General features: G+C 42.0%; 26 protein-coding genes and 3 pseudogenes. 3 read left to right on the top strand and 26 right to left on the bottom strand.

Annotated elements, in window-relative coordinates:
* Positions 1-136 precede the first annotated feature (136 nt).
* The 4 genes and pseudogenes from LI126_RS09605 to LI126_RS15925 form a co-directional block, all read right to left on the bottom strand.
* Complete coding sequence (locus tag LI126_RS09605; RefSeq protein ID WP_055148801.1) at positions 137-397, bottom strand: hypothetical protein; 261 nt, start codon at positions 395-397, stop codon at positions 137-139.
* Between the two features lie 22 nt (positions 398-419).
* Positions 420-761, bottom strand: a complete 342-nt coding sequence (locus LI126_RS09600; RefSeq protein ID WP_117962063.1) for an arsenate reductase family protein — start codon at positions 759-761, stop codon at positions 420-422.
* Positions 762-804: 43 nt separating this feature from the next.
* A complete protein-coding gene (locus LI126_RS15930; RefSeq protein WP_155204410.1) occupies positions 805-1,284 on the bottom strand; it encodes a GNAT family N-acetyltransferase in 480 nt (159 codons plus the stop codon).
* Positions 1,285-1,344: 60 nt separating this feature from the next.
* Positions 1,345-2,169 (bottom strand): annotated as a pseudogene (locus LI126_RS15925) (AraC family transcriptional regulator); the annotation flags it as partial.
* A 164-nt stretch (positions 2,170-2,333) separates the two neighbouring features.
* Between LI126_RS15925 and LI126_RS09585 the strand changes: the two are divergent.
* Positions 2,334-3,530, top strand: a complete 1,197-nt coding sequence (locus LI126_RS09585) for an MFS transporter (RefSeq protein WP_196021293.1) — start codon at positions 2,334-2,336, stop codon at positions 3,528-3,530.
* A gap of 65 nt (positions 3,531-3,595) precedes the next feature.
* Here LI126_RS09585 and LI126_RS09580 read toward each other — a convergent pair whose 3' ends face one another.
* From LI126_RS09580 to LI126_RS09495, 17 genes and pseudogenes are all read right to left on the bottom strand, one after another.
* Positions 3,596-3,928, bottom strand: a complete 333-nt coding sequence (locus LI126_RS09580; protein WP_117498614.1) for a hypothetical protein — start codon at positions 3,926-3,928, stop codon at positions 3,596-3,598.
* A 16-nt stretch (positions 3,929-3,944) separates the two neighbouring features.
* On the bottom strand, positions 3,945-4,262 hold the full coding sequence (locus LI126_RS09575) for a hypothetical protein (RefSeq protein ID WP_155204302.1): 318 nt from the start codon (positions 4,260-4,262) through the stop codon (positions 3,945-3,947).
* 219 nt (positions 4,263-4,481) lie between these two features.
* Positions 4,482-4,619 (bottom strand): annotated as a pseudogene (locus LI126_RS15920) (ATP-binding protein); the annotation flags it as partial.
* Positions 4,620-4,735: 116 nt separating this feature from the next.
* A complete protein-coding gene (gene rhuM, locus LI126_RS09565; RefSeq protein ID WP_226865674.1) occupies positions 4,736-5,074 on the bottom strand; it encodes a RhuM family protein in 339 nt (112 codons plus the stop codon).
* A gap of 593 nt (positions 5,075-5,667) precedes the next feature.
* Positions 5,668-6,879 carry a tyrosine-type recombinase/integrase gene (locus LI126_RS09560; protein WP_117552919.1) on the bottom strand — a complete coding sequence of 404 codons (1,212 nt, stop codon included), beginning with the start codon at positions 6,877-6,879 and terminating at the stop codon, positions 5,668-5,670.
* Positions 6,880-7,026: 147 nt separating this feature from the next.
* A complete protein-coding gene (locus tag LI126_RS09555) occupies positions 7,027-8,202 on the bottom strand; it encodes a tyrosine-type recombinase/integrase (protein WP_370776474.1) in 1,176 nt (391 codons plus the stop codon).
* Positions 8,203-8,328: 126 nt separating this feature from the next.
* Positions 8,329-8,559, bottom strand: a complete 231-nt coding sequence (locus LI126_RS09550) for a helix-turn-helix domain-containing protein (protein WP_008728422.1) — start codon at positions 8,557-8,559, stop codon at positions 8,329-8,331.
* Between the two features lie 537 nt (positions 8,560-9,096).
* The gene (locus LI126_RS09545; protein WP_117552920.1) at positions 9,097-9,510 is read right to left on the bottom strand and encodes a sigma-70 family RNA polymerase sigma factor; all 414 of its coding nucleotides are present in this window, start codon (positions 9,508-9,510) and stop codon (positions 9,097-9,099) included.
* Between the two features lie 507 nt (positions 9,511-10,017).
* On the bottom strand, positions 10,018-10,203 hold the full coding sequence (locus LI126_RS09540; RefSeq protein WP_117510411.1) for a cysteine-rich KTR domain-containing protein: 186 nt from the start codon (positions 10,201-10,203) through the stop codon (positions 10,018-10,020).
* Between the two features lies 1 nt (position 10,204).
* Positions 10,205-10,498: pseudogene (locus LI126_RS09535) on the bottom strand (YjdF family protein); the annotation flags it as partial.
* A 19-nt stretch (positions 10,499-10,517) separates the two neighbouring features.
* Positions 10,518-12,047 (bottom strand): ABC-F family ATP-binding cassette domain-containing protein, encoded by a 1,530-nt coding sequence (locus LI126_RS09530; protein WP_227165272.1) that lies wholly within the window; start codon positions 12,045-12,047, stop codon positions 10,518-10,520.
* 630 nt (positions 12,048-12,677) lie between these two features.
* The gene (locus LI126_RS09525; RefSeq protein ID WP_117494627.1) at positions 12,678-13,148 is read right to left on the bottom strand and encodes a GyrI-like domain-containing protein; all 471 of its coding nucleotides are present in this window, start codon (positions 13,146-13,148) and stop codon (positions 12,678-12,680) included.
* Positions 13,145-13,387, bottom strand: a complete 243-nt coding sequence (locus tag LI126_RS09520; RefSeq protein ID WP_006777329.1) for a DUF3781 domain-containing protein — start codon at positions 13,385-13,387, stop codon at positions 13,145-13,147. Before LI126_RS09520 ends, LI126_RS09525 begins: the two co-directional genes overlap by 4 nt.
* 230 nt (positions 13,388-13,617) lie before the next feature.
* Positions 13,618-13,878, bottom strand: a complete 261-nt coding sequence (locus LI126_RS09515; protein WP_094030748.1) for a competence protein TfoX — start codon at positions 13,876-13,878, stop codon at positions 13,618-13,620.
* Positions 13,879-14,308: 430 nt separating this feature from the next.
* Positions 14,309-14,722, bottom strand: coding sequence for a sigma-70 family RNA polymerase sigma factor (locus tag LI126_RS09510; protein ID WP_015540976.1), 414 nt, complete (start codon positions 14,720-14,722; stop codon positions 14,309-14,311).
* 452 nt (positions 14,723-15,174) lie between these two features.
* Positions 15,175-16,386 carry an MFS transporter gene (locus tag LI126_RS09500; protein ID WP_118604644.1) on the bottom strand — a complete coding sequence of 404 codons (1,212 nt, stop codon included), beginning with the start codon at positions 16,384-16,386 and terminating at the stop codon, positions 15,175-15,177.
* Entirely contained in the window at positions 16,379-17,233 is an 855-nt protein-coding gene (locus LI126_RS09495) for a GNAT family N-acetyltransferase (protein WP_006777384.1), read from the bottom strand. The genes LI126_RS09500 and LI126_RS09495 overlap by 8 nt, the downstream gene beginning before the upstream one ends.
* A gap of 258 nt (positions 17,234-17,491) precedes the next feature.
* Between LI126_RS09495 and LI126_RS09490 the strand changes: the two genes are divergently transcribed.
* Complete coding sequence (locus tag LI126_RS09490) at positions 17,492-17,848, top strand: helix-turn-helix domain-containing protein (protein WP_117920631.1); 357 nt, start codon at positions 17,492-17,494, stop codon at positions 17,846-17,848.
* Positions 17,849-18,070: 222 nt separating this feature from the next.
* Here LI126_RS09490 and LI126_RS09485 read toward each other — a convergent pair whose 3' ends face one another.
* On the bottom strand, positions 18,071-19,483 hold the full coding sequence (locus LI126_RS09485) for a relaxase/mobilization nuclease domain-containing protein (RefSeq protein WP_118604649.1): 1,413 nt from the start codon (positions 19,481-19,483) through the stop codon (positions 18,071-18,073).
* A gap of 121 nt (positions 19,484-19,604) precedes the next feature.
* Here LI126_RS09485 and LI126_RS09480 point away from each other — a divergent pair, with 121 nt between their 5' ends.
* The gene (locus LI126_RS09480) at positions 19,605-21,014 is read left to right on the top strand and encodes an ATP-binding protein (protein ID WP_227165271.1); all 1,410 of its coding nucleotides are present in this window, start codon (positions 19,605-19,607) and stop codon (positions 21,012-21,014) included.
* A 73-nt stretch (positions 21,015-21,087) separates the two neighbouring features.
* Here LI126_RS09480 and LI126_RS09475 read toward each other — a convergent pair whose 3' ends face one another.
* The 4 genes from LI126_RS09475 to LI126_RS09460 all read right to left on the bottom strand — a co-directional run bounded on the left by LI126_RS09475 (position 21,088) and on the right by LI126_RS09460 (position 22,997).
* On the bottom strand, positions 21,088-21,387 hold the full coding sequence (locus tag LI126_RS09475; protein WP_117552929.1) for a CD1845 family protein: 300 nt from the start codon (positions 21,385-21,387) through the stop codon (positions 21,088-21,090).
* On the bottom strand, positions 21,384-21,686 hold the full coding sequence (locus LI126_RS09470; protein WP_015529855.1) for a hypothetical protein: 303 nt from the start codon (positions 21,684-21,686) through the stop codon (positions 21,384-21,386). The genes LI126_RS09475 and LI126_RS09470 overlap by 4 nt, the downstream gene beginning before the upstream one ends.
* 151 nt (positions 21,687-21,837) lie before the next feature.
* Complete coding sequence (locus LI126_RS09465) at positions 21,838-22,176, bottom strand: plasmid mobilization protein (RefSeq protein ID WP_227165270.1); 339 nt, start codon at positions 22,174-22,176, stop codon at positions 21,838-21,840.
* Positions 22,177-22,178: 2 nt separating this feature from the next.
* Positions 22,179-22,997 (bottom strand): DUF3849 domain-containing protein, encoded by an 819-nt coding sequence (locus tag LI126_RS09460; RefSeq protein WP_227165269.1) that lies wholly within the window; start codon positions 22,995-22,997, stop codon positions 22,179-22,181.
* Position 22,998: the final 1 nt, after the last annotated feature.

The following is a 22,998-nucleotide window of genomic DNA, read 5'->3' as shown; positions in this document are numbered from 1 at the left end:
TTATCTTATTAACAAACATCTGAATCTGCTTGATATTTTCTATGCTTCCTGCACAGATTTTGTTTACAAAAAGCTCAAAAAAGAGGAAGAAACTGTAGATAAGTTCTTCCTCAAAAAAAACAATTTATTTTTTATCTTAATTCATCCGAAACACTGAACAATCGCTATTTTTTGCTTCTATCTGACTAATAACAAAATCCGGATCATTTTTATCGTAACAAACCTTGTCTCCTTCATTGATATTGTTTTTATAAAGCAGGGCATCCTCTGCTTTCACCCTCAATTCTTCTCCGGATGAATCTACAAGTGTAACCACTGCCATAACCGGAGCGTCTTTGGCTCGTTCTTCGCAACCAAAATCTAAATCTTCATCGATTCTCTTTACTGTATAAATCATAATAATTTATCCTTTCCCTTTCTTATTTCCATGCTTTCCAGACATCCGGCTGATAACCAAGTGTTGATTGTTTTCCATTTCTTACAACCGGCGTTTTAATCACCTGCGGATTTTCAAGCACCTTTTCAAGCTTATCCTCATCTGCAATGTATTTAATCAGAGCAAGAAGATCCTTATCTTTTCCTTCCCAGTTGATCATATTTTCTAATCCGCCATTCACCTGAGCAACTGAATTGAATTCACCCTTACTCATACCTTTTTCTTTCATATCAATGAACTGAAATTTGATTCCACGTTCTTTGAAGAAACGTTCTGCTTTCTTGGTGTCATTGCATTTCTTAGTTCCAAAAATCTGTATGTTCATTTCATTTTCCTCGTATCTTTATATTGTCAATATTGGTTTATTATTACACTTCCTTATAATACAAACAAATATTCTGATATGTCCCATCTTTCATACGGAATCCATTCGGTACAGTTCCAATCTGCACAAATCCTAATCTCTCGTACAAATGACGTGCGTGAACATTATTTTCTACCACTGCATTGAACTGCAGGATTTTGAAATCATGCAGCTTTGCCTGCACAAGGCAGTCACTTACAAGTTTCTCACCGATATGCTTTCCACGGCAAGTTGAATCCACTGCATAACTTGCATTTGCAAGGTGACCACAGCGGCCAATGTTATTCGGATGCAAGATATAAAGTCCTACAATTCCCCCATCGTTATCCGCAACACCGCAATAAGTCTGTGATGCAAAGAATTCTGCCCCTGTCTTGTCATCCAAAAACTCTTCCTGTGGAAATGCCTCACCATCTTCTACTACTTCATTCCAGATGTGAATCATCTCGGAAATATCTTTTTCTGTATATTTTCTAATTATCATAATGTCATTCTCCTCTTCTGTTCTAACTTTATCTGTTGAATTTTTACTTTTCCGATATTCTGTTGGAGTCATATTATAACTCTTTTTAAATGCTCTACAAAAATAATCTACATTATGAAACCCTGTTTCATAAGAAATCGTATTGATTTTTTTCTCTGTATTTTTAATCAACAATGCTGCTTTCTTCAGCCGATAGCCGATCAAATAATTAATCGGAGTGATATGTAAAAATCTATTAAAAAGATTCAACACCGTACTTTTACTAATATTAGCATAACAGGCAATTTCCTCCAAAGATATATCTTCTGCATAATTCTGGTGCAAAAACTGCATCATAAGCTGCAAGCGTGCCTGAACTGAACCGGAATCGTCCACTTGCTCTTCCATACACGTTTTGTCAATATTTTCATAAATGATCAGCCATAATTTCTGCATAAGAACTGATGTAAGCAGCTCACCATCAACTTCTCTATCCTGTGCGGAAAATATTTGCTTCATAATTTCTAATGCCTCTCCTTGCCATAAATTCTCCCCGTTTAAGATCAAGTATGACAACGATGATGAAACAATCGGTTGAATATATTTTTGATAGATCAAACTATTTTCCGACGCAAGAAAGGACGGCATACAAAGGAAATTGGGGATGACAGTTTCATCACTGGAATAAAATTTGTGCAAAATCTTTGAATTTATAAAAATACCATTCCCCTCTGATAGTGAAAACATCGATTCACCAACACATACCGTCATGCTTCCGGATTCAACATATACAAATTCCCATTCTGTATGCCAATGCCAGTCAATGCAATAAAAATCAAATTGTGATAACTTTTCAAAATAGCATTTAAACGGATAACTGTCCGTCCCATGTTTTGCTGATTCCATTAAATTCTCATCTGTTACAATTTTATTTTGTGCCATATCTTTCCTCACAACAACCTTTTTATTGGATTTACGATATAATACAATATTTATGTAATATAAGTCAATGTTTTTTCTTGTTATCTAATATATAATACGGTATAAAAAGAACAAAGGAGTTTTCTGTTATGCCAGATTATCAAAAAACAAAAGTGGCATGTTATCTGGGATTCGTCACTCAGGCGATATCCGCAAATTTCGCACCACTATTATTTTTAAAATTTCACAATGATTATGATATTTCATTGGGTAACATTGCTTTAATATCTACATTCTTTTTCTTCACACAGCTTTTAGTCGACTTATTTTGTGCGAAGTTTGTAGATCGAATCGGTTATCGTGTATGTATCGTAACTTCTGAAATATGCGCTGCTGCCGGATTAGTTGGACTTGCATTTCTTCCTGATCTGTTACCGAATCCTTTTACCGGAATTATTATAAGTGTAATTATCTATGCTGTGGGGAGTGGATTGATCGAAGTTCTCTGCAGTCCTATCATCGAAGCATGCCCGTTTAAAAATAAAGAAGCAACTATGAGCCTGCTTCACTCCTTTTACTGTTGGGGTGCGGCAGCCACCATACTGATTTCGAGCTTATTTTTCTTCCTGTTCGGGATGAATAGTTGGAAATGGCTGGCAGTCATGTGGGCACTTATTCCGGCGATTAATATATATAATTTCGCAACTTGTCCGATAGAACATTTAGTAAATGACGGAAATGGAATGGGCGTCAGACAGTTATTCCGAACTCCTGTTGTCTGGCTGGCAATCTGCCTGATGATTTGTTCAGGAGCATCTGAATTGGCTATGGCACAATGGGCATCAGCCTATGCCGAAGCTGCACTGGGACTTTCTAAAACTTTTGGGGATTTGATTGGACCTTGCATGTTTGCAATTACAATGGGAATAAGTCGCCTGATTTTTGGAAAATATGGTGAAAAAATGGATTTGATAAAGTTTATGACAGGTTCCGGAATCCTCTGTGTGATCTGTTATCTTTTAACCACCTTATCATCGAATCCGGTAATCGGATTAACCGGTTGTATTGTATGTGGTTTTTCGGTTGGAATCATGTGGCCTGGAACGATCAGTATTACATCTAAAAAAATGCCGGCCGGTGGAACCGCAATGTTTGCATTGCTCGCCATGGCCGGCGATTTAGGAGGCAGCATTGGACCTGGTATTGTAGGTTATGTTACCCAGAATTCTGATAATAATATTCGTGTTGGAATGGGAATTGGTCTTATCTTTCCACTTGTTCTCTTAATCATGTTATTTATTCTTTGCAAGGGGAAGAAGACGCAGGAATCGCTTCATACAGTTTAATTTCAGTTGAAGTTGAATTTCTTATCCTAACTCAATCGATTCTTTCTCTACATAATTTATACTCTCTAGATGGAACGCATCACCTTGCACTCGTATGGTCTCAACGTTCCATCTACTTTTCCATCAGAGTAATTTCCAAGCAACAATTCATATGAATCCCACTCACTCTGCCATACAACTTTATTTTCTTCCTCACATAAATTGCACAGCACAACAAGTTTTGTTCCTTCTAATTCTCTTACATAGCCGATCACACCTTCGCTTTCTTCATCTAAAAACCGAATGGTTCCATTTGCAATAACCGGCAGTTTTTTTCTTAACTGAATCAATTTTTTATAGAAATTCAGGATAGTATCTAGCCTCTTTCTGTATTTTCTTTCACGCTTCGCGCTCTTCATCAGACTTGAAGATATCTTACTTCGCTTTGAACTCTATCCACTCGTTATCTATAAGGACAACTACCCTGTCATCCTCAATAACTGCATAAGGTGTTCCTAAATCTCTGTTGAAATTGGCTTCGCCATCTTTTTGAGGTATGCCGTTTTCTGCATAAGAAGTAGTATATTGAATAACACTCTCGTCCACTTCAACAGGAACAGCATGATCAGTGGAATAGTAGTTAGTACCATTTACCATTATAGTTGCAGGGTAGTCACCACTACCTGATTTTCCACACCTTGCCAAAGTAAGAATACAAACTAATGTCAAAGCTGATGCAATTAACTTTTTCATACAATCGCCTCGCTATTCACTTTTACTATTTCCGTAATAATATTGCCAATAAAACAATTAGAACTAATATAATTATCAAAAAAATAAACCTTATTTGACCGTGAAATCCTAATCCGATCCACTGCAATACTATTATTAACGCAAAAACTAATAACGCCCAGTAATTTCTTTTCATGCAAATCCCTCCCTTAATGTCGTAACGGCTTGCCTTGGAAATCAAAAACGCATCTTGGGATCTCTTAATTCCTCGTTCTCTATACCGTCCAATGCAATTTCAACAATATGATCAGAGCCAACTCCATTCTCCAGTAAATATCTCTTAAAGATTGTAAACAGCAAAAAGGATTTTCCGCATCTGCACTTTTTTTAGTAATGATATTCTGTCATAAAACAAAATACGTTTCAATATTCATTCCTTGTTTATGCGTATGTGCGTATTTTTATGTAATGCACTAATAAAAATATGAAGCAGGCTACACTTTCTCCTCTATATCAAGTGCATCTGCAAGCATCCTTGACTGAATATCAACTGTTTTCTTAAGCGCCTGAAGACGCTTTTCATTGATTGCATAGCCTTGCAAAATAAACTGTTTAAGGACATTATTTGCCCATTTTCTGAAAGCTATACCTCTTTTAGAATTAACTCGATATCCGACAGACAAAATCATATCCAAATTATAAATTGGGGGTTTTCGTCCCCCTGTACTTCTGTCGGAAAAACCGACAGAAGTCTCATCCAATTCTCCTGAAGCAAGAATATTTGAAATATGTTCGCTTACTGTAGCGTGCTTAACATCAAACAACACTTCCATTTGTTTTTGCGTCAGCCAAACTGTCTCCTGCTCAGGATTGATTTGAACTTCTATATTAACATCACCATCTGTAAATAATACAATTTCATTCTTCAGCCTTCAGTTCCCCTCCACGAATATTTCCCAATAACACATCTCATGTGAAACTTCCAGTTTGCACATCCAATCATTTTCTTCATTCTATCACAGCATCATATTATTCCGCCATCAATTTTTCAACCCAGGTACCCTTGACAATAATAAACTGGTCTGCGCCTTTCCACCCATGCTTCACCGGTAAATCTGACCTCATAGTTGCTGTGATTTTTGCTACATACTTGCTACATATCCACCAATTTTCATCACGTTTCTAGACGTCTCACTGAATCAAAAGGTAAAGAAAAACCCCAGAACCGAAGTTCTGGGGTTTTGGATCTCTTTGAATTGTATTTCTCTTGCGAGATAATTATCTCTTTGAGAACTGTGGTGCTCTACGAGCTGCTTTGAGACCGTATTGCGCGAGTTTTTGAGCTGTTTTCCCTTGATATTCCGGGCTTTTCCGGCTTTCTGCCTCTCAGTTATCCGGTGTGCGGACCATAAAAAACGGCCTTTTTTCATTCAGCAATAGCCTGATGAAACGCACCATTTACTACCCCAAACAACTCCTCTGGTTTATTGTACTTCACTTTTGCATAGATGTCCATAGTTGTTTTGCTGTTTTCGTGTCCGGCAAGGTATTGGACGGTCTTTGGATCAACACCAGCATAGAGAAGATTGGTAATGTAAGTGTGCCGCAGCTGATGCGGGGTTACATCAAAGTCCAGCGTATATCTGATTTTGGGTTGATTTTTCTGGGTCATGCCCAGCGTTGGGGTAACCGTGTATTTGATGCTCTGCCCATTCACATACTTATAATAGTTCCGGGGCTTAGTGGAGCGAACAACGACATACTGCCACACTCTTTGAAACTGCGAAGCAGCCAGTGGCTCTCCTTTACTGTCAGCGATCACATAATCTGATATGGAATTTTCTTTCGCTTCTCTCAGACAATCCACCAAACACTTCGGTATCGGAATATCCCTTTTTGCCGCCGGAGTCTTTAGCACGGTAGAAACCACGGGTCTGTTATGCTCTGTACGCCATGCCCGCCTCACCGATAGATAAGGTGTATCCTCGTCCAGAAATACACAATCCCATTGCAGTGCAAGAATTTCTTCCCGGCGCAGACCGGAATACAAACCGAGCATAATAAACAAATATGGAGGAAGCCCCTTGACTGTATCCAGAAGCACGGCTACCTGCTGATCTGTCAATGCCTCTCTCTTTTTTGATGGTTTTCCGCCCTTGCCCGATATTCCCGCACAGGGATTGTGTTCAAGAATTTGGTTTCTCTCTGCCGCATAAAAAATGCACTTGAGTAGCATATTGACCTTATTGTATAAACCTTCCGATTTCTTTGACAATGGAACAAGCGCCAGCCGAATATCGTCAGCGGTCACTTCTTCCATATACATCTCTCCCAGAGGTTTTATGATATAGTTTGTCATATCCCTCGTATAACCTCTGAGTGTAGACGCAGACACCTTTGCCGACTGCATCAGCAGCCACTTCTCTCCATACTCGGCTACTGTCGGGTGCTGTCGATGAAAGATAATTTCTTCCACCTGCTTCCGGGCCTCTAACTGCTTCTCATACAATTCTTCACAAGTTGCGGCATACAAACTCAACTCTTTGCCATCTGCATCCGTAATCCTGGTTCTGTAATACTGGATTCCTTTCAATGTAATGGTCCCGTACTTCGGGATCTGTGTTTTCTTTTTTGCCATCTTTGATCGTCCTTTCTTGATAATGTGTAGTCTCCGTATCTACACTCTCTTTTTATCAGAAAGCCTCGACTTAATCAAAGATACGGCTGAGGTAAAACAAAGAGCGAGACATCCTTGCCTCGCTCCTGCTTCATTTCCTATTTGTTATTACTGTGCTGCATCCCAGCTTGCAAACGCACAGTTCATTGATCTGACCAGCTCATCTGGTCTGTTGTACTTAACCTTTGCATAAATGTCCATGGTAATCTTGCTGCTTTCATGGCCTGCCAGGTATTGAACCGTTTTGGGATCTACCGATGCATGAATGAGATTGGTAATGTAAGTATGCCGCAGCTGATGGGGTGTTACTTCAAAGTCCAGACTGTAAACCACTTTTCCGTTATGAGCAGCCTTTTCTCCCAAGACAGGTGTGACAGTATGCTTTACTCTTTTTCCATCTTCATACCGATAATAGCTCCGCTCCTTGACCGTCCTCGTAACAATATACTGCCAAAGTCGCTTAAACTGCGTGTAGGACAGCGGTTCGCCATCCCTGTTTGAAACCACATACTCCGAAGTCGAAGTTTCCTTTGCTGCTTTCAAACACTCAGCCAAGCAAACAGGAAGGGGGATATTTCTCTCCGCAGCCTTGGTTTTCAATTCATCCGAAATCACCGGTCTGTTATGTTCGGTGTGCCATGCCCGTCTTACTGTCAGATATGGAGTATCTGTATCCAGATATACTGAATCCCATTGCAGAGCAAGAATTTCTTCCCGGCGTAGCCCTGCATATAAACCAATCATGACAAAGACATAAGGCGGCAAATCTCGGATAGCATCCAAAAGGCGCTCCACCTGTTCATCTGTCAAAGCCTGACGATCCTCTTGTGGAACACCGCCACCTTTTGTTGTCAGATAAATCGTTGGGTTGTGGTCAATAATCCTGCTTTCCATCGCTGCGCGAAAGATAGATTTGTAAAGGATTACCACAGATTTATAAACCGATGCAGATTTTTTGGAAACCGGAACAAGGGCAAGCTGAATATCATCCAGGCTAACCTCACCCATCCGTTTATCTCCCAATTCCGCTATAATATGCCGCCTAACCTTTGAGGTGTAATCCGTCAAAGTAGTAGCTCGTACATGAACCGACTGCATCAGCAGCCACTTTTCACAATACTCTGCAACTGTGGGCGTTTTCCGATGAAAAGTGGCATTCTCAATCTGTTCCAACGCAAGCGTTTCTTTGTTGTATAGTTCTTCAGGTGTTTTTGCGTAGATAGCTACGAGCTTACCATTCGCGTCTTTGATTCTGGTCCTATAATATAGGACACCTCTTTTCATAACTGTGCCATATTGAGGAATTATTGTTTGCCGTTTGGCCAATTCCGTCACCTCCTAAGAATAGACTCCAGGGTTGTATCTATGTTTTATCAGACCATTATGATTTCGACAAGGATACGGACCGGCTCACACTCCAGCTCTGCGAGGTTTACGATAAGTTGCGTTCTTTTCTGCTGGCTTTGCTCTGTGGGTGCATTTTGCGATATACTCCTGAAGTCCCGCTGAGGTAAAATACACACAGCCATTCTGCACATATTGCACATAAGAAATAAGGCCATTGTTACGGGCCGCGTCCAGCGTTGCAATGCTGATACCCAAAATTTCTGCCGCTTCTTTTCGCGTAATAAGTTTTTCCATAAAGCATATTTCCTCCAATCTGTCAAGTTTGTCATCGTGTTTGTTCAAAATCACATGAATACGCTGGCAGCCGAAACTGCCAGCGCATGGTATCTGATTTTGAACAGAAAGCGGCAAACGCTTCCTATTTATATTTCTCAGCTTTCGTCACATTTGCCACGCCCCCTGACGATGGGAACACAACAGGTCTCCGCTGGCGCGGCTGTCATAACTCCGCAGCATCGTTCGTATCGTGTGCCGCAGGGTTCCCCCCAAGTCTTTGGCGGGCCGTGAGGAAGTATCTTTAAGCCCCCATGCAGTCATCGCGCCAAATCTGCCACAATCCGTTTTATGAAATCGTAGATCGCTCCGAAGCAGTTCTTTCATCACCTCCCTGACTGCTCCATCTTCGCGGCGTTTCATATTCGCTCGTACATGGGTTATGTACCTGTTGTGCTGTCTATTCGATTGTCAATGTACTTATGAAGGAGGAAAACTTGTCCTTCTTATTAACACTGACAAAAAAGGCAAAAAACAGGCGCATCAAATGAAATTTTATCAAAAATATTTTACAAGCTGCTTTAATCCACGGCGGATACTGTCTCGGACACGGCTTGGGTCTACACCTTCTACTTCGGCAATTTCATTTACCGTCATTCCCAGATAGTATCGGGCATAAATTCGCTTTGCCTGTTTCTCCGGCAGCTTCATCACAGCGGCATAGACCTGCTCCTGAAACTGTTTTTCCTCCAGAAGCATCTCCGGTGTCTGGGGCTTCATCAGAATCGCATTTTCAATGCCGTTGTCGCAGTCCAGGGAGTAGTACGCCTTATAGCGATACAGCTTTCGCTCATACGCAGCTTCCGCACGTTCAGCTGCTCGAATAGTCTCCATTACTTCCTCTGTCACATCTACAAAAAAGTCTGTTGTATAAACATCAGGATAAAGTTCCCGAAGGTTAATTTTCTTCATTATGTACCTCCATTTCGATTCACGGGTGATTGACGGGTGAAGCGAATGGAGGCGGAGACCGACACCGGCAGACAACCGGGTCATCTCCGAAAAAATGGCAACAAAAAACGCCAGATTTCCGTGAGGGAAAACTGGCGCGCCAAGAACAGCCATTATTATACTGAATTACATGGAACGATAATGCCGATGCAATGTTATACTTGCCCGGAGGAGGAGCAATGCTTTTTTTAACTGATGTAGATCATGTGAGCTTTGAAAAAGCAAACGAGACACGGCAAAATAACCTCCAATCGGCTACCGTGTCCCTGCAAGTCGTTATAGGTTTGTGTAAACGCAAAGAAACGGCGGCTCTGATTTCTCAAAACCGCCGCCAAAGTAAGTAGAGTAAGCGCACAAAATCAACCTGCCCAGCTACGGTTTTTTTCTTTCCCCATTGGGCGGGGCAGGCTCTCGTCGTATATTGAAATAAAAAAGGACCGATAACCACAAGTGAATTTACCTTGTGTATTATCGGCTCTGCGTCTGTGCGTCTGGCTCTTGAACGATGGATAAATTTAGTTTTCTTACCGTAATCAGGGTTTCATGTTTGCATTTAGGACAATATAACGGAAAGTTTTCCAGTACTGTATCATCGCGGATTTTCAATCGCGTTTTGCTGCCGCAAAAGGGGCATAAAATCCATTCTATCTTCATGTTATCTTCCTCTGTGCTTGGCTTTCTTCTTTTCCTGCCGTATGGCAAACTGACGGTCTTTCTCAGCCTCTTTCTGCTCACGGCTCTTGGTTTTCCGTTCCAGCTTACATTGCTCATGCTGGAGTTTCAACGCCTGCTGTGCCTTTGTGCCAATGCCTTTATCTTGCAGTTGACTTTGAATTTCGCGCTGCATTCGTTTGGGATTGATTTTTCGCTCTATGGCTACTTCGGTCTGGATCGGGGGACTGAATTTCAATTTATGCCAATTCTTCAGCAGAAAATCATAGACCTCATACTATACTTAATTCTATTTTCTATTTCTCGACACTAATAACTCTCTGTGCCCACTCACGATAAAATGCTTCTTCATGTGATACGAGCAATACAGTACCCGCAAAATCCATAAGAGCTGATTTCAATGCTTCCTTTGCCTGAACATCCAGATGATTTGTGGGTTCGTCCATAATTAGAAAATTGCAGGGAATCAGTGTTAGCAAACACATTTTTACTTTCGCCTGCTCACCTCCACTTAATGTTCCAATCGCTTGCATTGCGTGCTTACTGGAAATTCCACACCGGGCTAAATGTTTGCGAACATCTTTTATGACCATATCAGGATGGACATTGGAAACAATTTGAATTGGTGTCTGTTCAGGTTCGTCCCATATTAAGTCCTGCTCAAAATATCCAAGGGTAACTTGATCGGAAAATTTGAAATGACCTTGCATGGACGGGATTTGTCCAATTAATGTCTTGAGCAAAGTAGATTTCCCAATTCCATTAAAGCCAGTGATAACAACTTTTTGCCCGCCTTTTATGCTAAAATCAATATCTGATAGAACTGGATAGTGATAACCAACTGCCAGATGTTTGACCAGCAGATGCTCCGTATTTGTCAGCGGTAAAACAGGAAAATGAAAATAAGGAATAATCTCTTTCTGTTCCAAAGCCTCCATTTTGTCCATTCGATCAAGCTGTTTTTGTCGCCCTCTCGCCATTTTTGCTTTTCGTCCAGCAATATTTTTCCTAATGAACTCCTCTGTTTTTTTGATCTCCTTTTGTTGCGCTGAGTATTGACGAATGTAATCTTCCCGCAACAGTGTCTTTTTTCGCAGAAATTCAGAATAAGTGCCATAATACTTTGTTATTGTGTCATTATCTATATCGCAGATACGATTTGCGATTTTATCCAAAAAGTCAAAATCATGGGAAACAACTAAAAAAGCATTTTCCAAAGAGGATAGGTATTCCGCCAGCCATGCAACATGATCTTTATCAAGAAAATTTGTCGGCTCATCTAATAGCAATACATCTGGTTTTTCAAGCAGTAGCTTTGCCAAAATCACTTTTGCTCGCTGGCCGCCACTCATTTCAGCAATCGGACGGTCAAGGCCAATCGCAAGAAGTCCTAACCCATTGGCGACACGATCAATAGCGGTATCTATCGAATAAAAGTCATGGGCTTCAAGCTGTTCCTGATAACGGGCGGCCAGTTCAAGGCTTTTCATATCACCGTCAGCAGCTTTTTCATAGAGCTGCAACGCCTGTGCCTCCATTTCAAATAACTTTGTGAAAGCGGATTTGAGAAATTCTTTCATCGTTAAGGTATGGTCGATTTCCGCATATTGGTCTAAATAGCCAATCGTAGCATTCGGTTGCCAGACAATGCGCCCGCTGTCTGGTATGATCTGCTCTGTACAGATTTTGATTAAAGTGCTTTTGCCGGTTCCGTTCTGCCCGACAATGCCAATATGTTCTCCTCTATTGAGTGTGAAGCCTGCATTTTTGTAAAGCAGGTTTTCACCAAAAGAATGTGTTAGTCCTTCAATTTCTAATAAGCTCATTTTTAAAAAACCTTTCTTAATATATTTGGAAAAAAGAAAAGGCAGAAAGCAGAGATACACAAGTGTATCCGCCTTCTGCCTTTGGCATAGCAACGCCAAAAACAAAAGGCTATGGACAAAACATTGTCCATAGCCTCGTACACATTATAACTGCATGGAAAGCCATTTTCTCAAAATGGGTATAAAATCCCCTTTATGGCTTCCCGATGAAATCGAAATGCGTCATTTATACGCTATACTCTGCACAATGTTTCATCGGTTTGGATTGTACAGAGTTGATTTTCTTTTTACGCTGATCGGTTAAATGAAAGTTCATATCTTGCTCCCCTTTGGAGATATATTTTTATATAGAATAGCACAAACATTCTTCTTTGTCAATCTTATGAAATAATATATCATGTAATATCAATTTTATATCTAATTTTGGATTATTCGCATAACCACTATACTTTCAAGCATTTTGGAGTATAGAAAACCATTCATTTTACCACTAATTTACCACGATTGAATGAGCCTTGATATGACTATAAAATAACACCCAAAAGACATCATTACACCTAAATGGTGTCTTTTTAAAAAGCAGTCAATCCTAAGACTAACTGCTTTGTGTGTATGGATATGGAATTGCTTCTAATCTTGAATAGGTATCCAAATTTCAATAACTGAATTATCTCTATTCCAATGGAAACGGTAATCATATTTTTCAAAGTGCAGGATAATATTTTTTATAGGGGTATATGGTGTATTAGGAATAATTTCCTGATAAATTTTTCTATAAGTTTCATATATTTTCCCCATAGCACCAATATGCTCCACGACCAAATATTTATATGACGGTATTTCTTTATACAGAAAGTTGTCTGGAAGAATAGTTCTCTTTGGTATAGAACAGAAATAATAAAGGTTTCCATTTCTTCGTTCCATAAAAGCATATTTTACCCAATTTCCCGATTGTGAAAGATATGATTTCTTCAAACTACTGTTAAATTTTCTCCAAAACTGTGTACTAATCTGAATATTCTTTTTTTGATAATTAGTCAGTTCTACTTCCTGCCCAATAACTGCAAATGCATTTAATTCCTTTATAGAAAAATTCATCATTTTACTTTGTGAGCAGTGATAACGGTATAACTGTACGCATTTACCGTTATAATACAATTATCAATCGTTATATACCAGTTTTTCCCTTTTCTTATGATTTTCGCATTAGAAAGACTGATTTTTTCTTTACACCATTCAATCACGTTTTCTACATTCAAAGATAAGTTCTTTTTAATTCGAATAACGCCAAGTTCAGTTGTATGAAGTCTATCCAAGTTTTCCAGTAATTCATTTGCCATATTTTGACACCTCATTTTTCAACAGATTTATTTGTATATTTCATATCCCAATTATATCATTCTCATATCAGCACTACAATAAAATTTTATGCTTCAATAATCTTGTTAAAAAGTTCTAAGAGTATATCATTTCATCACTCCAATCTATAATTTTGGTAAGAAAAAAGCAGTCAATCCTAAGACTAACTGCTTTGTGTGTATGGATATGAAATTGTCAAGTTAGAAACTGTTTATTTTTTCTTTTTAGGTTTTGGCGTTGGTAGTTCATCATACATCACATTAAATAACCCCGTCAGAAAATCTTTATTATCAATTTCTTCCACCAATAACATTTCTTTGGCATTTTCGTATGGAATTTCATAAGTAACTGTTGGCATATAAGAAATTGCAGACTTTGTTGGTTTTACCAGTAACCTATCATCATATATACCGCCAACGATTTTTCCACGATAATAGATAATAAATTCTCCCATCATTGCACGATATGTTATTTCTTGTAAATCATATTACATTGCCTACGCTAACAAAAAAATTGAAGAACTGGACACCCGACGCCAGACCATTTCAAAGGCAATCGCTGAATTGAGCGTTGAAATCATATCTCCCCAGCAGATAAAGAAGTTATCCTATTATCTCGACAACTGGGACAGTATAGATTTTGACGACAAAAGAAAAGCCGCCGATGGTTTGATCTCTACGATCAAGGCCACCAGCGACCGTGTTCAGATAGAGTGGAAAATCTGACATTTCTGCTCTATCGCCCCTCATTTCTATTTTATCTTGTTTGTACCCCTTGTACACCGATGTTTTCTTCACTCAAAGATAGCTTTACAAAATACACCTCTAAGGCTACTACAATAGGTAGGGCACAAGGTCTTATGCAGAAGCACTTTGAGACCTTGCGCCCTCTGTTATTCTACCCTAAAAATACTTTGCCAGCTGCTTCAGACCACGCCGGATGCTGTCACGGACACGGCTTGGATCTACACCTTCTACTTCGGCAATTTCATTTACCGTCATTCCCAGATAGTATCGGGCATAAATTCGCTTTGCCTGCTTCTCCGGCAGCTTCATCACAGCGGCATAAACCTGCTCCTGAAACTGTTTTTCCTCCAGAACCATCTCCGGTGTTTGCGGCTTCAACAGCACCGCATTTTCAATGCCATTCTCGCAATCCAGAGAATACTGTGCTTTATAACGATACATCTTTCGCTCATACGCAGCCTCCGCACGTTCAGCTGCTCGAATAGTCTCCATTACTTCCTCTGTCACATCTACAAAAAAGTCTGTTGTATAAACATCAGGATAAAGTTCCCGAAGGTTAATTTTCTTCATTATGTACCTCCATTTCGATTCACGGGTGATTGACGGGTGAAGCGAATGGAGGCGGAGACCGACACCGGCAGACAACCGGGTCATCTCCGAAAAAATGGCAACAAAAAACGCCAGATTTCCGTGAGGGAAAACTGGCGCGCCAAGAACAGCCATTATTATACTGAATTACATGGAACGATAATGCCGATAAGTAGCCATATCTCCCCGGAGGAGGAGCAAGACTTTTTTTAATTGGTGCAGCTCATGAGTGCTATGAATGACGAAAATTGACATGGCGGTATCCTCCTATATACCGCCCTCCTGATCGCATGAGCATCGTCGAAAAAGAAACGGCGGCTCTGAAATATGTTATTTCAAAACCGCCGTAAGGCCACTGTATTTTGTTTTGGCGCATAAATATCCAGCCGCCGAAACAACGGTTTTTTTTATTCCCGTTGGGCGACTTTTTTCTTTTAGATTGTTTTGAGTTCCCGACTATAATAAGCTATACCTGCAATTACAATAAGGGCTATACCTGATCCAACCATAATCCACTGCAAGGGAAGAATATCAGCCAAAGGGCCAAACATAGCCATACCAATCGGTAAAAAGCCAGCATACATCGTGCCAAGTAATCCAAATACACGCCCCTGCATAGAGGTGTCCGTTTTTTCTTGTAACATAGTGGTAATTACTGTTTGCACCATTGTTAATGCGACTCCATAACATACCATTAGGCCAAGGTAAAAAATAAAATTCTTTGAAAAGCCCATTCCGATTGCAAAAGAGCCAAACGCAAAAAGTCCAACTGCCAAAGTTTTTCCTCGGTGCTTAAAACCTCCCCATGTACTCATAATAACTCCGCCTGCCATCATACCTGCGAACCCTACTACTTCCACTGCGGTAAGATACCAGTAAGTATCACCGAATACTCGCCGAACAAGAAGTCCTGCAAGATAGCCTGCTGGAACACAAAAGAAAGTGAATAGTCCGTAGATGATTAAAAGCTTTCCAATTAGTTTGTCTGCAAAAGCGTATTTGACGCCAATTTTCATGTCAGAAAAGACGCTGGCCTTCTCAATGGAAATATTTTGTTTCGGAAGTGCCAAGCAGGACAATAGGCCCGTTCCCAAGATCGCCGTTACAATGTCTATCATAAGCGTCATTCTCAATGTGCTGATTGCAAAAACTGCACCTGCCGCCGCTGGAGCCGCAAAATTAACAATAGACTGCATTGTTGCATTGATGCCGTTGTACCGCATAAGCTGATCTTCCGGGACAAGCTGTGGGATAACGGCATTGACTGCTGGAGTTTGTATTCCTGCCCCCAAGGATCGTATGACCGACATAACAAGCAAACCGCCGAGCAAAGCAGGCTCCGATGAAATATGCGGAATTGCCAATACCATTACGAAAGTGACAAATGCAATCAGCAGATCTGCGCCTATAATCAATTTTTTCCTGTGGTATCGGTCTGCCCATACGCCGCCTATAAATGAAATGAGAAATTGCGGCAGATAGGAACAGACTGTAAATGCAGCCACCCACACGCCGCTGGATGTTTGCATGGTTGCATACCAAACGAGTGCCATTTGAACAAGCGTAGAGCCAAAGAGTGTGATACATTGACTGGTTAAGAAAAGGAGTATTCTTTTCTGCCAGCCGGTGCGTTGCGTGTCATCCATGTTGTATATCCTCCTGTTTTTTAGGAGGGAGCACAAAGCGCTGCGTGGGATAGCCAAACTCTGTCAGCAATTCTTTTTCGGCAAAACCAAGTTGCAATAGCATATCTCGATGCCCTGTATCGGCCTTGTCCTGTTCTCGAAAGGTTGTTGTGCTGATTTCCTGCCCTTGAAGATATGTTTCCAATAAGGCATCCAAGAATAACTTTTGAAGTCCGCGATTTCGATATTGCGGATGTACGCCAAGAAATTCTATACTGCCTGGAGAATAGGTAAATGCCATCGCTCCAATGAGAATATCTCCCTCCCTTAGCACAAGCGCACGCTTTTCGTCAATACTTTCTTCCAGCTTAGCTAAGTAGTCATCTTCATCCATTACAGGATACCCATCAATAACAAGCCGCATTAAGTTCATCCAATCGACAATATCTTTCTTTTCTGCTAACCGAATATCCTGTATTGTAAATTCCATAGCCGTCGTTCTTCGATGTAAAATGAACCGCAACTGCAAAGGATAAAAGCTCCGTTCTTCACGATACTCCGCAGGCGGCGATTTATACATAGCCTTAAAAGCTAATGAAAACGATTGCTGGCTCTCGTATCCGCAGATAAAAGCAATTTCGATAATAGGTTTATCCGAAAAGACCAGAAGCTTTGCCGCCTCTGTAAGCTGGCGGCGTTGCACATAATCATGAATTGTCATTCCTACGGTTTCGGTAAATAGTCGGTGTAAGTGATATTTTGAATAGTGAACAGCCTCCGCAACCGTTTCTAATTCCAGCTTTCCGTCAAGATGACTTTCGATATAGTCAATGACTGCCTCTATGCTGATGACTGATTGATTGCCCATTTATGTTCCCTCCTTTCCATCAAGCATAATAACAAAATCAAAAAAGATTGTTTTAATAATTATTGCGAATTTTGAAAATCCTCTCTAAATTCAGATGGGTCATTTATTATACTGCAATTATACTTGAAAAACAAATATTAAAAATAGTCTTTGGCTCTCGTTCTACCAAAATCAGTATAATCATTCCTATCAACAGGCATAATAAGGTTATTCCTTTGTGCAAATCGGCACGATAGAATATATTTGAGGTGAATGATTATGCCGATTGATGATTTAACTGCTTTAGGGCTAAAAATGCGAGAAGCCCGAAAGAATAAAGAGCTAACACAACAGGAGCTATCTGATCTGAGCCATGTTTCTGTAAAGCAAATCGCCAACATTGAAAAAGGGAAAATGAATCCTTCCTATTTGATTTTGAGAGCATTGGCAAAAGTCCTACACATCTCTTTAGATACGCTTATAAATCCAGATATTTCTCTGGAGGATGAGGGTGTCAATCAGATGAAAATGCTTTATTCCAGCTGTCCGCCAGAAATGCGTGACACCCTGTTGCATCACACCCAGGAAACGGTGAAAGAACTGACAGAGTTGTCCGAGAAATTTGAAACGAATTGAGCCAGTGAGTGAAATTTAACGATTCTCTCACTGGTTCTTTTCATTTTCGGAGAAAAGGGGCAAGCAATGCCTGTGTTAATACACACAGGCCCGCAGAGAAGAAAATCCCTCCGTGATTTTCCTCTCTGCTTGCTTGTTGAGGGCAGCGCCCCCAAGCCCCTTTGAACACAGAATTTCATTCTGTGGCTGCGCGTTCTGCGAACGCTTTTGACCAGGACCAGCTTACCGCTGGCCGTGGTCTTTTTCTTTTTCAACATCCTGTTCTACCTCCATTTTCAGGACCCGATCCACATTGGCCTTTGCCGTTAAAAGCTCTCGCATTTCTTCACGGGAACGCCGGTACTCGGCATAGGTCTTTTTCTTTTCTTCCAGCAATTTCGCATACTCTGTCTGCAACTCTTTGACCTTGGGCAGCTTCTTGACGCCCATCTCATCAAAGGCATTCTTAGCAGCCTGGTGGAGCAGAATTTCTTTCTCATGTTCTTCCCTGAATTTCTTAGAGTAACCCGCCTTGCGGTATGCCACATAGACCTCACGGGTCTTTGCATAATTTACGATGTGAGTACGCAGAACAGCGATCTCTGCCATGCGCTTTTCAGCCGCTTTGATCTGCGCCGAAAGCTCATTGTGATGTGCCGTGGCAGCCGCAGCCTTTTCTTCCAAAACCGCATACTCCAGCAGGTTGTGCTCTGACAGGTAATTCATGGTCTGCGCCATCTGCTTGAGGTTGAACACCTTAGCCCATCGAGCATAGCCAGCGCCTTTTCCAGCCTGCAATTTTGCCTGAATGTCCACCAGCAGATTGACCTTCGGCGGCTCTGCCTGTGTGACTGTTTTCTTTCGCGGGGTATGTGCTTTCTTCCCTAAGAGAACTGCCCGCAAATCTTCCAATCCATATCCTTCGCCCAGACTGTCCATGCGGGCGGCTTTCTCCCAACCAGAGAGCTTCAGTCGATACGATTTTCCGCGCTTTGAGACTTCACAACCATACTCTTGCAACAGTTTCAGCAGTTCTTCAAAGTCAGCAGGACTTTGTGATAATGCGTTGTCAATTGCCACACGAAGCAGCTCTCGGTGAGAGGGCTTTGCCTGATCTCCCAGCCACTTGTTATAGCTTTTTCCGTGAAGTTTCGGATTCTCTACAATGGACAGTCCGTTTTCAATGCAGATGGTATCACTTAACCGGCGAACCGCCTTGGTGCTGCCCCAAAAGTTTCGGAATTTCCGGTCATATTCTAAGCTGACCGATGACCAGATAATGTGATTATGAATGTGCGACTTGTCTATGTGGGTGCAGACCACAAAGGCATGATTGCCCTTGGTAAACCGCTTGGCAAATTCTACACCCAGACGGTTGGCTTCTTCCGGCGTGATTTCACCGGGTTTGAATGACTGGCGCACATGGTAAGCGATCACATCGTCCGCCCCGCGCACCCGCCCGGTGGCGGCGATATACTGCCGCTTCGCCAGAAGGAACTCTGCATCCGCAGTCCGGCTGTCACACGCATAGCCGGTAATGAGCTTGCCGTTATCTGTTTTCTGTGGATTTGCTACATAGTCGATGATATCACTGATTGCCCGACTTTCTGTGCGACCCTTGCCAACATGAAGCGGCATGATTCTTGTAGTTGCCATAATAGAAGGCCCTCCTCTCATAAATATTTTTTCGCTGAACTCTTTGCTTCTATCGTTGCAATAACTTTCTCCGCTGGGTATAATAAAAAAGAACATTCTACAACCTCAAAGGAGGGATTTTATGATAGAACAGCTCATTGCCGAAGCAACGGAATGTGATTTCAAAGTTGCTCTCGAAACAAAAAAGCCAAAAAGCTGGTTAAAAAGTGTCAGTGCCTTTTCCAATGGGATCGGCGGCACTCTGTTTTTCGGAGTCTCTGATGACCGGGAGCCTATCGGCTTGTCCGATGTTCAAAAGGATGCTGAAGCGATCAGCCGCTTAATCAAAGAACGTATCACACCATTACCGCAGTTTATCTTAAAGCCATTGCAGGAAGATGGTAAAAACCTGTTGGCTCTGGAGGTTTCTCCTGGCCGCAGCACCCCATACTATTACAAGGCAGACGGAGTAATGGAAGCATACATCCGTGTTGGAAATGAAAGCGTAATTGCACCGGATTACATTGTGAATGAACTGATCTTAAAGGGAACCAATCAGTCCTTTGACACCTTAACAACAGAAGCTGTGAAAAAGGATTACAGCTTCACACTCCTGGAGGCAACCTATCTGGAACGAACCGGCCTCCGCTTCGAGCCATCCGATTATGTCTCATTCGGTTTGGCTGACAAAAATGGGTTCCTGACCAATGCCGGAAAGCTCATGACCGATCAGCACACAGTTTATAACTCCCGTATATTCTGTACCCGGTGGAATGGCTTGGAAAAAGGCTCTATCTTTGATGATGCGCTGGACGATAAGGAATACGAGGGGAATTTGATTTATTTACTGAAAAGCGGCAGTGAATTTATTCGCAATAATTCCAAAGTCCGTTTTGTCAAAGAAGCTCAGTATCGGGTAGACAAGCCGGATTATGCTGAACGAGCTGTAACAGAGGCTCTTGTCAACGCTCTCATCCATCGTGATTATATTGTGCTTGGCAGCGAAGTCCACATTGATATGTTTGATGATCGGGTGGAAATCACATCTCCGGGCGGTATGTTTGGCGGCGGCTCAATTCAGGAATACGATATTTACAGTATTCGTTCGATGCGACGAAACCCTGTGATCGCTGATCTGTTCCACCGCATGAAGTACATGGAACGCCGTGGAAGTGGTCTGCGCAAAATCGTCAGTGAAACTGAAAAGCTGCCTGGATACACAGAGGCATATAAGCCCGAATTTTCCTCAACAGCGACAGATTTCAGAGTCATCTTGAAAAATGTAAATTACCATCATGGTCCTTCTATCATAGAAACGACCCATGATAAGACCTATGACGCAACCCATGATGCAACCCATGATAAAATCCTTGCATTTTGCATAGAACCACATTCAAAATTAGAAATCGCAGAACACTGTGGATACAAAAACACAAAAAACTTTACACAAAAATATCTGCGTCCGCTATTGAACAATGGAACACTCAAAATGACACTTCCCGATAAACCGAAAAGTAAACATCAAAAATATATTACAGTTCGTTCCGAATAAACAGAGAAGCAGGGCATTGGGTCTCATCTCCCATTGTCCTGCTTCTTTTCATTCCAAATTATATTCACATCATTTACCCATACACCCAATCCTGGATCGCAAATTTCAAACTCTGTACCTTGCCCAGCAGCCAGATCGCAGCCAGCGGCAGCCCCATCGGGCTAATCAAAAATGCCATAACCAGCAAAATTGCACCATTCTGCGGGGAATAGGTAATCAGCACAGCCACGCCAAGCAGAGCAATTACCGTGCTTAGTAGACCAAGCACCAGACCGGATATGTAGATCAGCCCCGTGCAGAGCCAGACAAAAAGCGTCAACGCCAAAATGACCGGTGCAGTTACGATCATCAGCAGACATTTCAAAATCTTCATTTCTGTTCCTCCTTCCAACGCTCCAGATACTGTTTGCATAGGGCATCCGCTTCTCTCTCATCATCTTCCGTCACTTCCCGTTTTCCTTTGGTCAGTTCAATCTCCAGATAAGTCCGGTAATCATCGGCTAAGAGGTCGAACAGTTCCTTGGGAGTATGGCACACCTCGCCAGAGCAATAGTGAAAATCTTGGTCAAATTCAACTCTTACACATCCATGGCGGCTGATATAAACTTCTATGGTCTCGTCTGCGGTTAGGTAATCCGCAAAAATCTCCAGCACCTTTTCAAAGGTCAGCATCTGTTTTCACTCCTTTGCTACGCTTCTTATTCTACTCATATTATCCGGTACAGACAGGCAAAAGACAAGGATACAGACAAAAAGAAAAAGCGGAGGAAGGTGCGGCGAAGAAACGCCGTTCCTCCCTCCGCAAATGGAGTATCTATCCCTGTTATGAAAGTTTGGAGAGTTGGGTAAGGATTTCCTTCACACCCTCCCACAGTTGTTCCTGCCGCTGGAATATATCCTCCAAGTCAGCATTATAAACCCGCCCGGTCTCATGCACTTTGCGGGTCAGCTGGTTCAAGTTGTTGCTGCTTCGGCGCATCAGGGAGACCAACTCCTTCATCTCTGGCAGTTCCAGCTTGACCACATAACCATCCAGCGCCATTTTCCGCAGATAAGCGCTCAAATTCTCTGTCCCGTATTGCTGCATCTTTTGATGGATCAGTTCCAGTTCTTCTGCGGACACCCAAAACAAAACCGGCACATCCCGCTTGCGCTTTGCCATGGTTATCGCTCCGGCTCCCGTTTTTTCGGGGCGGCAGACTTATGGGCGGGCAGCTCCTGTTTGAGCTTATCCCGTACTGAGGGACGGGACGGTTCCAGTTTTTCTCTCTGGGTACGGCTGCGCTGCTGTTCTTCTCGCACCAGATCAATAAAGCCATCCAGCACAGCAGGGTGGCTGTTTAAGGCATAACCACAACGGACGGTTTCGGTATTATCGTTAGGAATGGTCTTGGCCCATTCTTTGTTGCGTCGGGAGTAACGCCCATCCCAGTCCTGAAGCTGGACCGTGTTAGACAGAACCATGGACACACGCTCCATGCCATAGGTCTCGATCACACCCTTTGCCGCATCGTGGCTGAGATACATTCCGTCGAAGTGCTCCCGCACCGCCGCTTCAATAGATTCCTTGCATTGGCGATTTACATTGTTGGAAGCTCGGTACTGCTCCAGCTCCCCATGTTCTCTCGCATAGGCAGCTGAATGGGGATAGATCGGTGTTGTTCGCAGTTCCTCTTTAGCTCTGCACACATCGTCGGCACGGTTCTCAATACTGTCCCGGATCACATCCATATAGCCGGTCTCCAGCTTTTCAAAATAGCGGTACACATCCGCCAATGGAGAGGGAGATTCCAAAAGTGCCTTGGCCTGGGCGTCGGTCAGCTCCAGCTCCTCCATCGCCATCACAATATCCTCACGGACAGTATATTCATAGGTGTGGTGCAGGATTTCTTCCGGGGGCTGGCTTTTCAGCCAGTCCCGGAACTTATCCTGTTCGGCAGCCATCTTTTCATAAAGGGCTGTATTCAGATCGTTAGTATTCATG

Origin of the sequence: Mediterraneibacter sp. 210702-DFI.5.30, from assembly GCF_020560115.1 — a bacterium.
GTDB classification, from domain to species: Bacteria; Bacillota; Clostridia; order Lachnospirales; family Lachnospiraceae; genus Mediterraneibacter; species Mediterraneibacter faecis.
The sequence above is the reverse complement of the archived record's forward strand: the minus strand, read 5'-3'. Positions and strand labels throughout refer to the sequence as shown.

What these genes read in the sequence shown, in the direction of transcription:
- LI126_RS09605 (WP_055148801.1), bottom strand. Translation starts at nt 397, where the DNA reads ATGATTTATACAGTAAAGAGAATCGATGAAGATTTAGATTTTGGTTGC.
- LI126_RS09600 (WP_117962063.1), bottom strand. Translation starts at nt 761, where the DNA reads ATGAACATACAGATTTTTGGAACTAAGAAATGCAATGACACCAAGAAA.
- LI126_RS15930 (WP_155204410.1), bottom strand. Translation starts at nt 1,284, where the DNA reads ATGATAATTAGAAAATATACAGAAAAAGATATTTCCGAGATGATTCAC.
- LI126_RS09585 (WP_196021293.1), top strand. Translation starts at nt 2,334, where the DNA reads ATGCCAGATTATCAAAAAACAAAAGTGGCATGTTATCTGGGATTCGTC.
- LI126_RS09580 (WP_117498614.1), bottom strand. Translation starts at nt 3,928, where the DNA reads ATGAAGAGCGCGAAGCGTGAAAGAAAATACAGAAAGAGGCTAGATACT.
- LI126_RS09575 (WP_155204302.1), bottom strand. Translation starts at nt 4,262, where the DNA reads ATGAAAAAGTTAATTGCATCAGCTTTGACATTAGTTTGTATTCTTACT.
- rhuM (WP_226865674.1), bottom strand. Translation starts at nt 5,074, where the DNA reads ATGGAAGTGTTGTTTGATGTTAAGCACGCTACAGTAAGCGAACATATT.
- LI126_RS09560 (WP_117552919.1), bottom strand. Translation starts at nt 6,879, where the DNA reads ATGGCAAAAAAGAAAACACAGATCCCGAAGTACGGGACCATTACATTG.
- LI126_RS09555 (WP_370776474.1), bottom strand. Translation starts at nt 8,202, where the DNA reads ATGAAAAGAGGTGTCCTATATTATAGGACCAGAATCAAAGACGCGAAT.
- LI126_RS09550 (WP_008728422.1), bottom strand. Translation starts at nt 8,559, where the DNA reads ATGGAAAAACTTATTACGCGAAAAGAAGCGGCAGAAATTTTGGGTATC.
- LI126_RS09545 (WP_117552920.1), bottom strand. Translation starts at nt 9,510, where the DNA reads ATGAAGAAAATTAACCTTCGGGAACTTTATCCTGATGTTTATACAACA.
- LI126_RS09540 (WP_117510411.1), bottom strand. Translation starts at nt 10,203, where the DNA reads ATGAAGATAGAATGGATTTTATGCCCCTTTTGCGGCAGCAAAACGCGA.
- LI126_RS09530 (WP_227165272.1), bottom strand. Translation starts at nt 12,047, where the DNA reads ATGAGCTTATTAGAAATTGAAGGACTAACACATTCTTTTGGTGAAAAC.
- LI126_RS09525 (WP_117494627.1), bottom strand. Translation starts at nt 13,148, where the DNA reads ATGATGAATTTTTCTATAAAGGAATTAAATGCATTTGCAGTTATTGGG.
- LI126_RS09520 (WP_006777329.1), bottom strand. Translation starts at nt 13,387, where the DNA reads ATGGCAAATGAATTACTGGAAAACTTGGATAGACTTCATACAACTGAA.
- LI126_RS09510 (WP_015540976.1), bottom strand. Translation starts at nt 14,722, where the DNA reads ATGAAGAAAATTAACCTTCGGGAACTTTATCCTGATGTTTATACAACA.
- LI126_RS09500 (WP_118604644.1), bottom strand. Translation starts at nt 16,386, where the DNA reads ATGGATGACACGCAACGCACCGGCTGGCAGAAAAGAATACTCCTTTTC.
- LI126_RS09495 (WP_006777384.1), bottom strand. Translation starts at nt 17,233, where the DNA reads ATGGGCAATCAATCAGTCATCAGCATAGAGGCAGTCATTGACTATATC.
- LI126_RS09490 (WP_117920631.1), top strand. Translation starts at nt 17,492, where the DNA reads ATGCCGATTGATGATTTAACTGCTTTAGGGCTAAAAATGCGAGAAGCC.
- LI126_RS09485 (WP_118604649.1), bottom strand. Translation starts at nt 19,483, where the DNA reads ATGGCAACTACAAGAATCATGCCGCTTCATGTTGGCAAGGGTCGCACA.
- LI126_RS09480 (WP_227165271.1), top strand. Translation starts at nt 19,605, where the DNA reads ATGATAGAACAGCTCATTGCCGAAGCAACGGAATGTGATTTCAAAGTT.
- LI126_RS09475 (WP_117552929.1), bottom strand. Translation starts at nt 21,387, where the DNA reads ATGAAGATTTTGAAATGTCTGCTGATGATCGTAACTGCACCGGTCATT.
- LI126_RS09470 (WP_015529855.1), bottom strand. Translation starts at nt 21,686, where the DNA reads ATGCTGACCTTTGAAAAGGTGCTGGAGATTTTTGCGGATTACCTAACC.
- LI126_RS09465 (WP_227165270.1), bottom strand. Translation starts at nt 22,176, where the DNA reads ATGGCAAAGCGCAAGCGGGATGTGCCGGTTTTGTTTTGGGTGTCCGCA.
- LI126_RS09460 (WP_227165269.1), bottom strand. Translation starts at nt 22,997, where the DNA reads ATGAATACTAACGATCTGAATACAGCCCTTTATGAAAAGATGGCTGCC.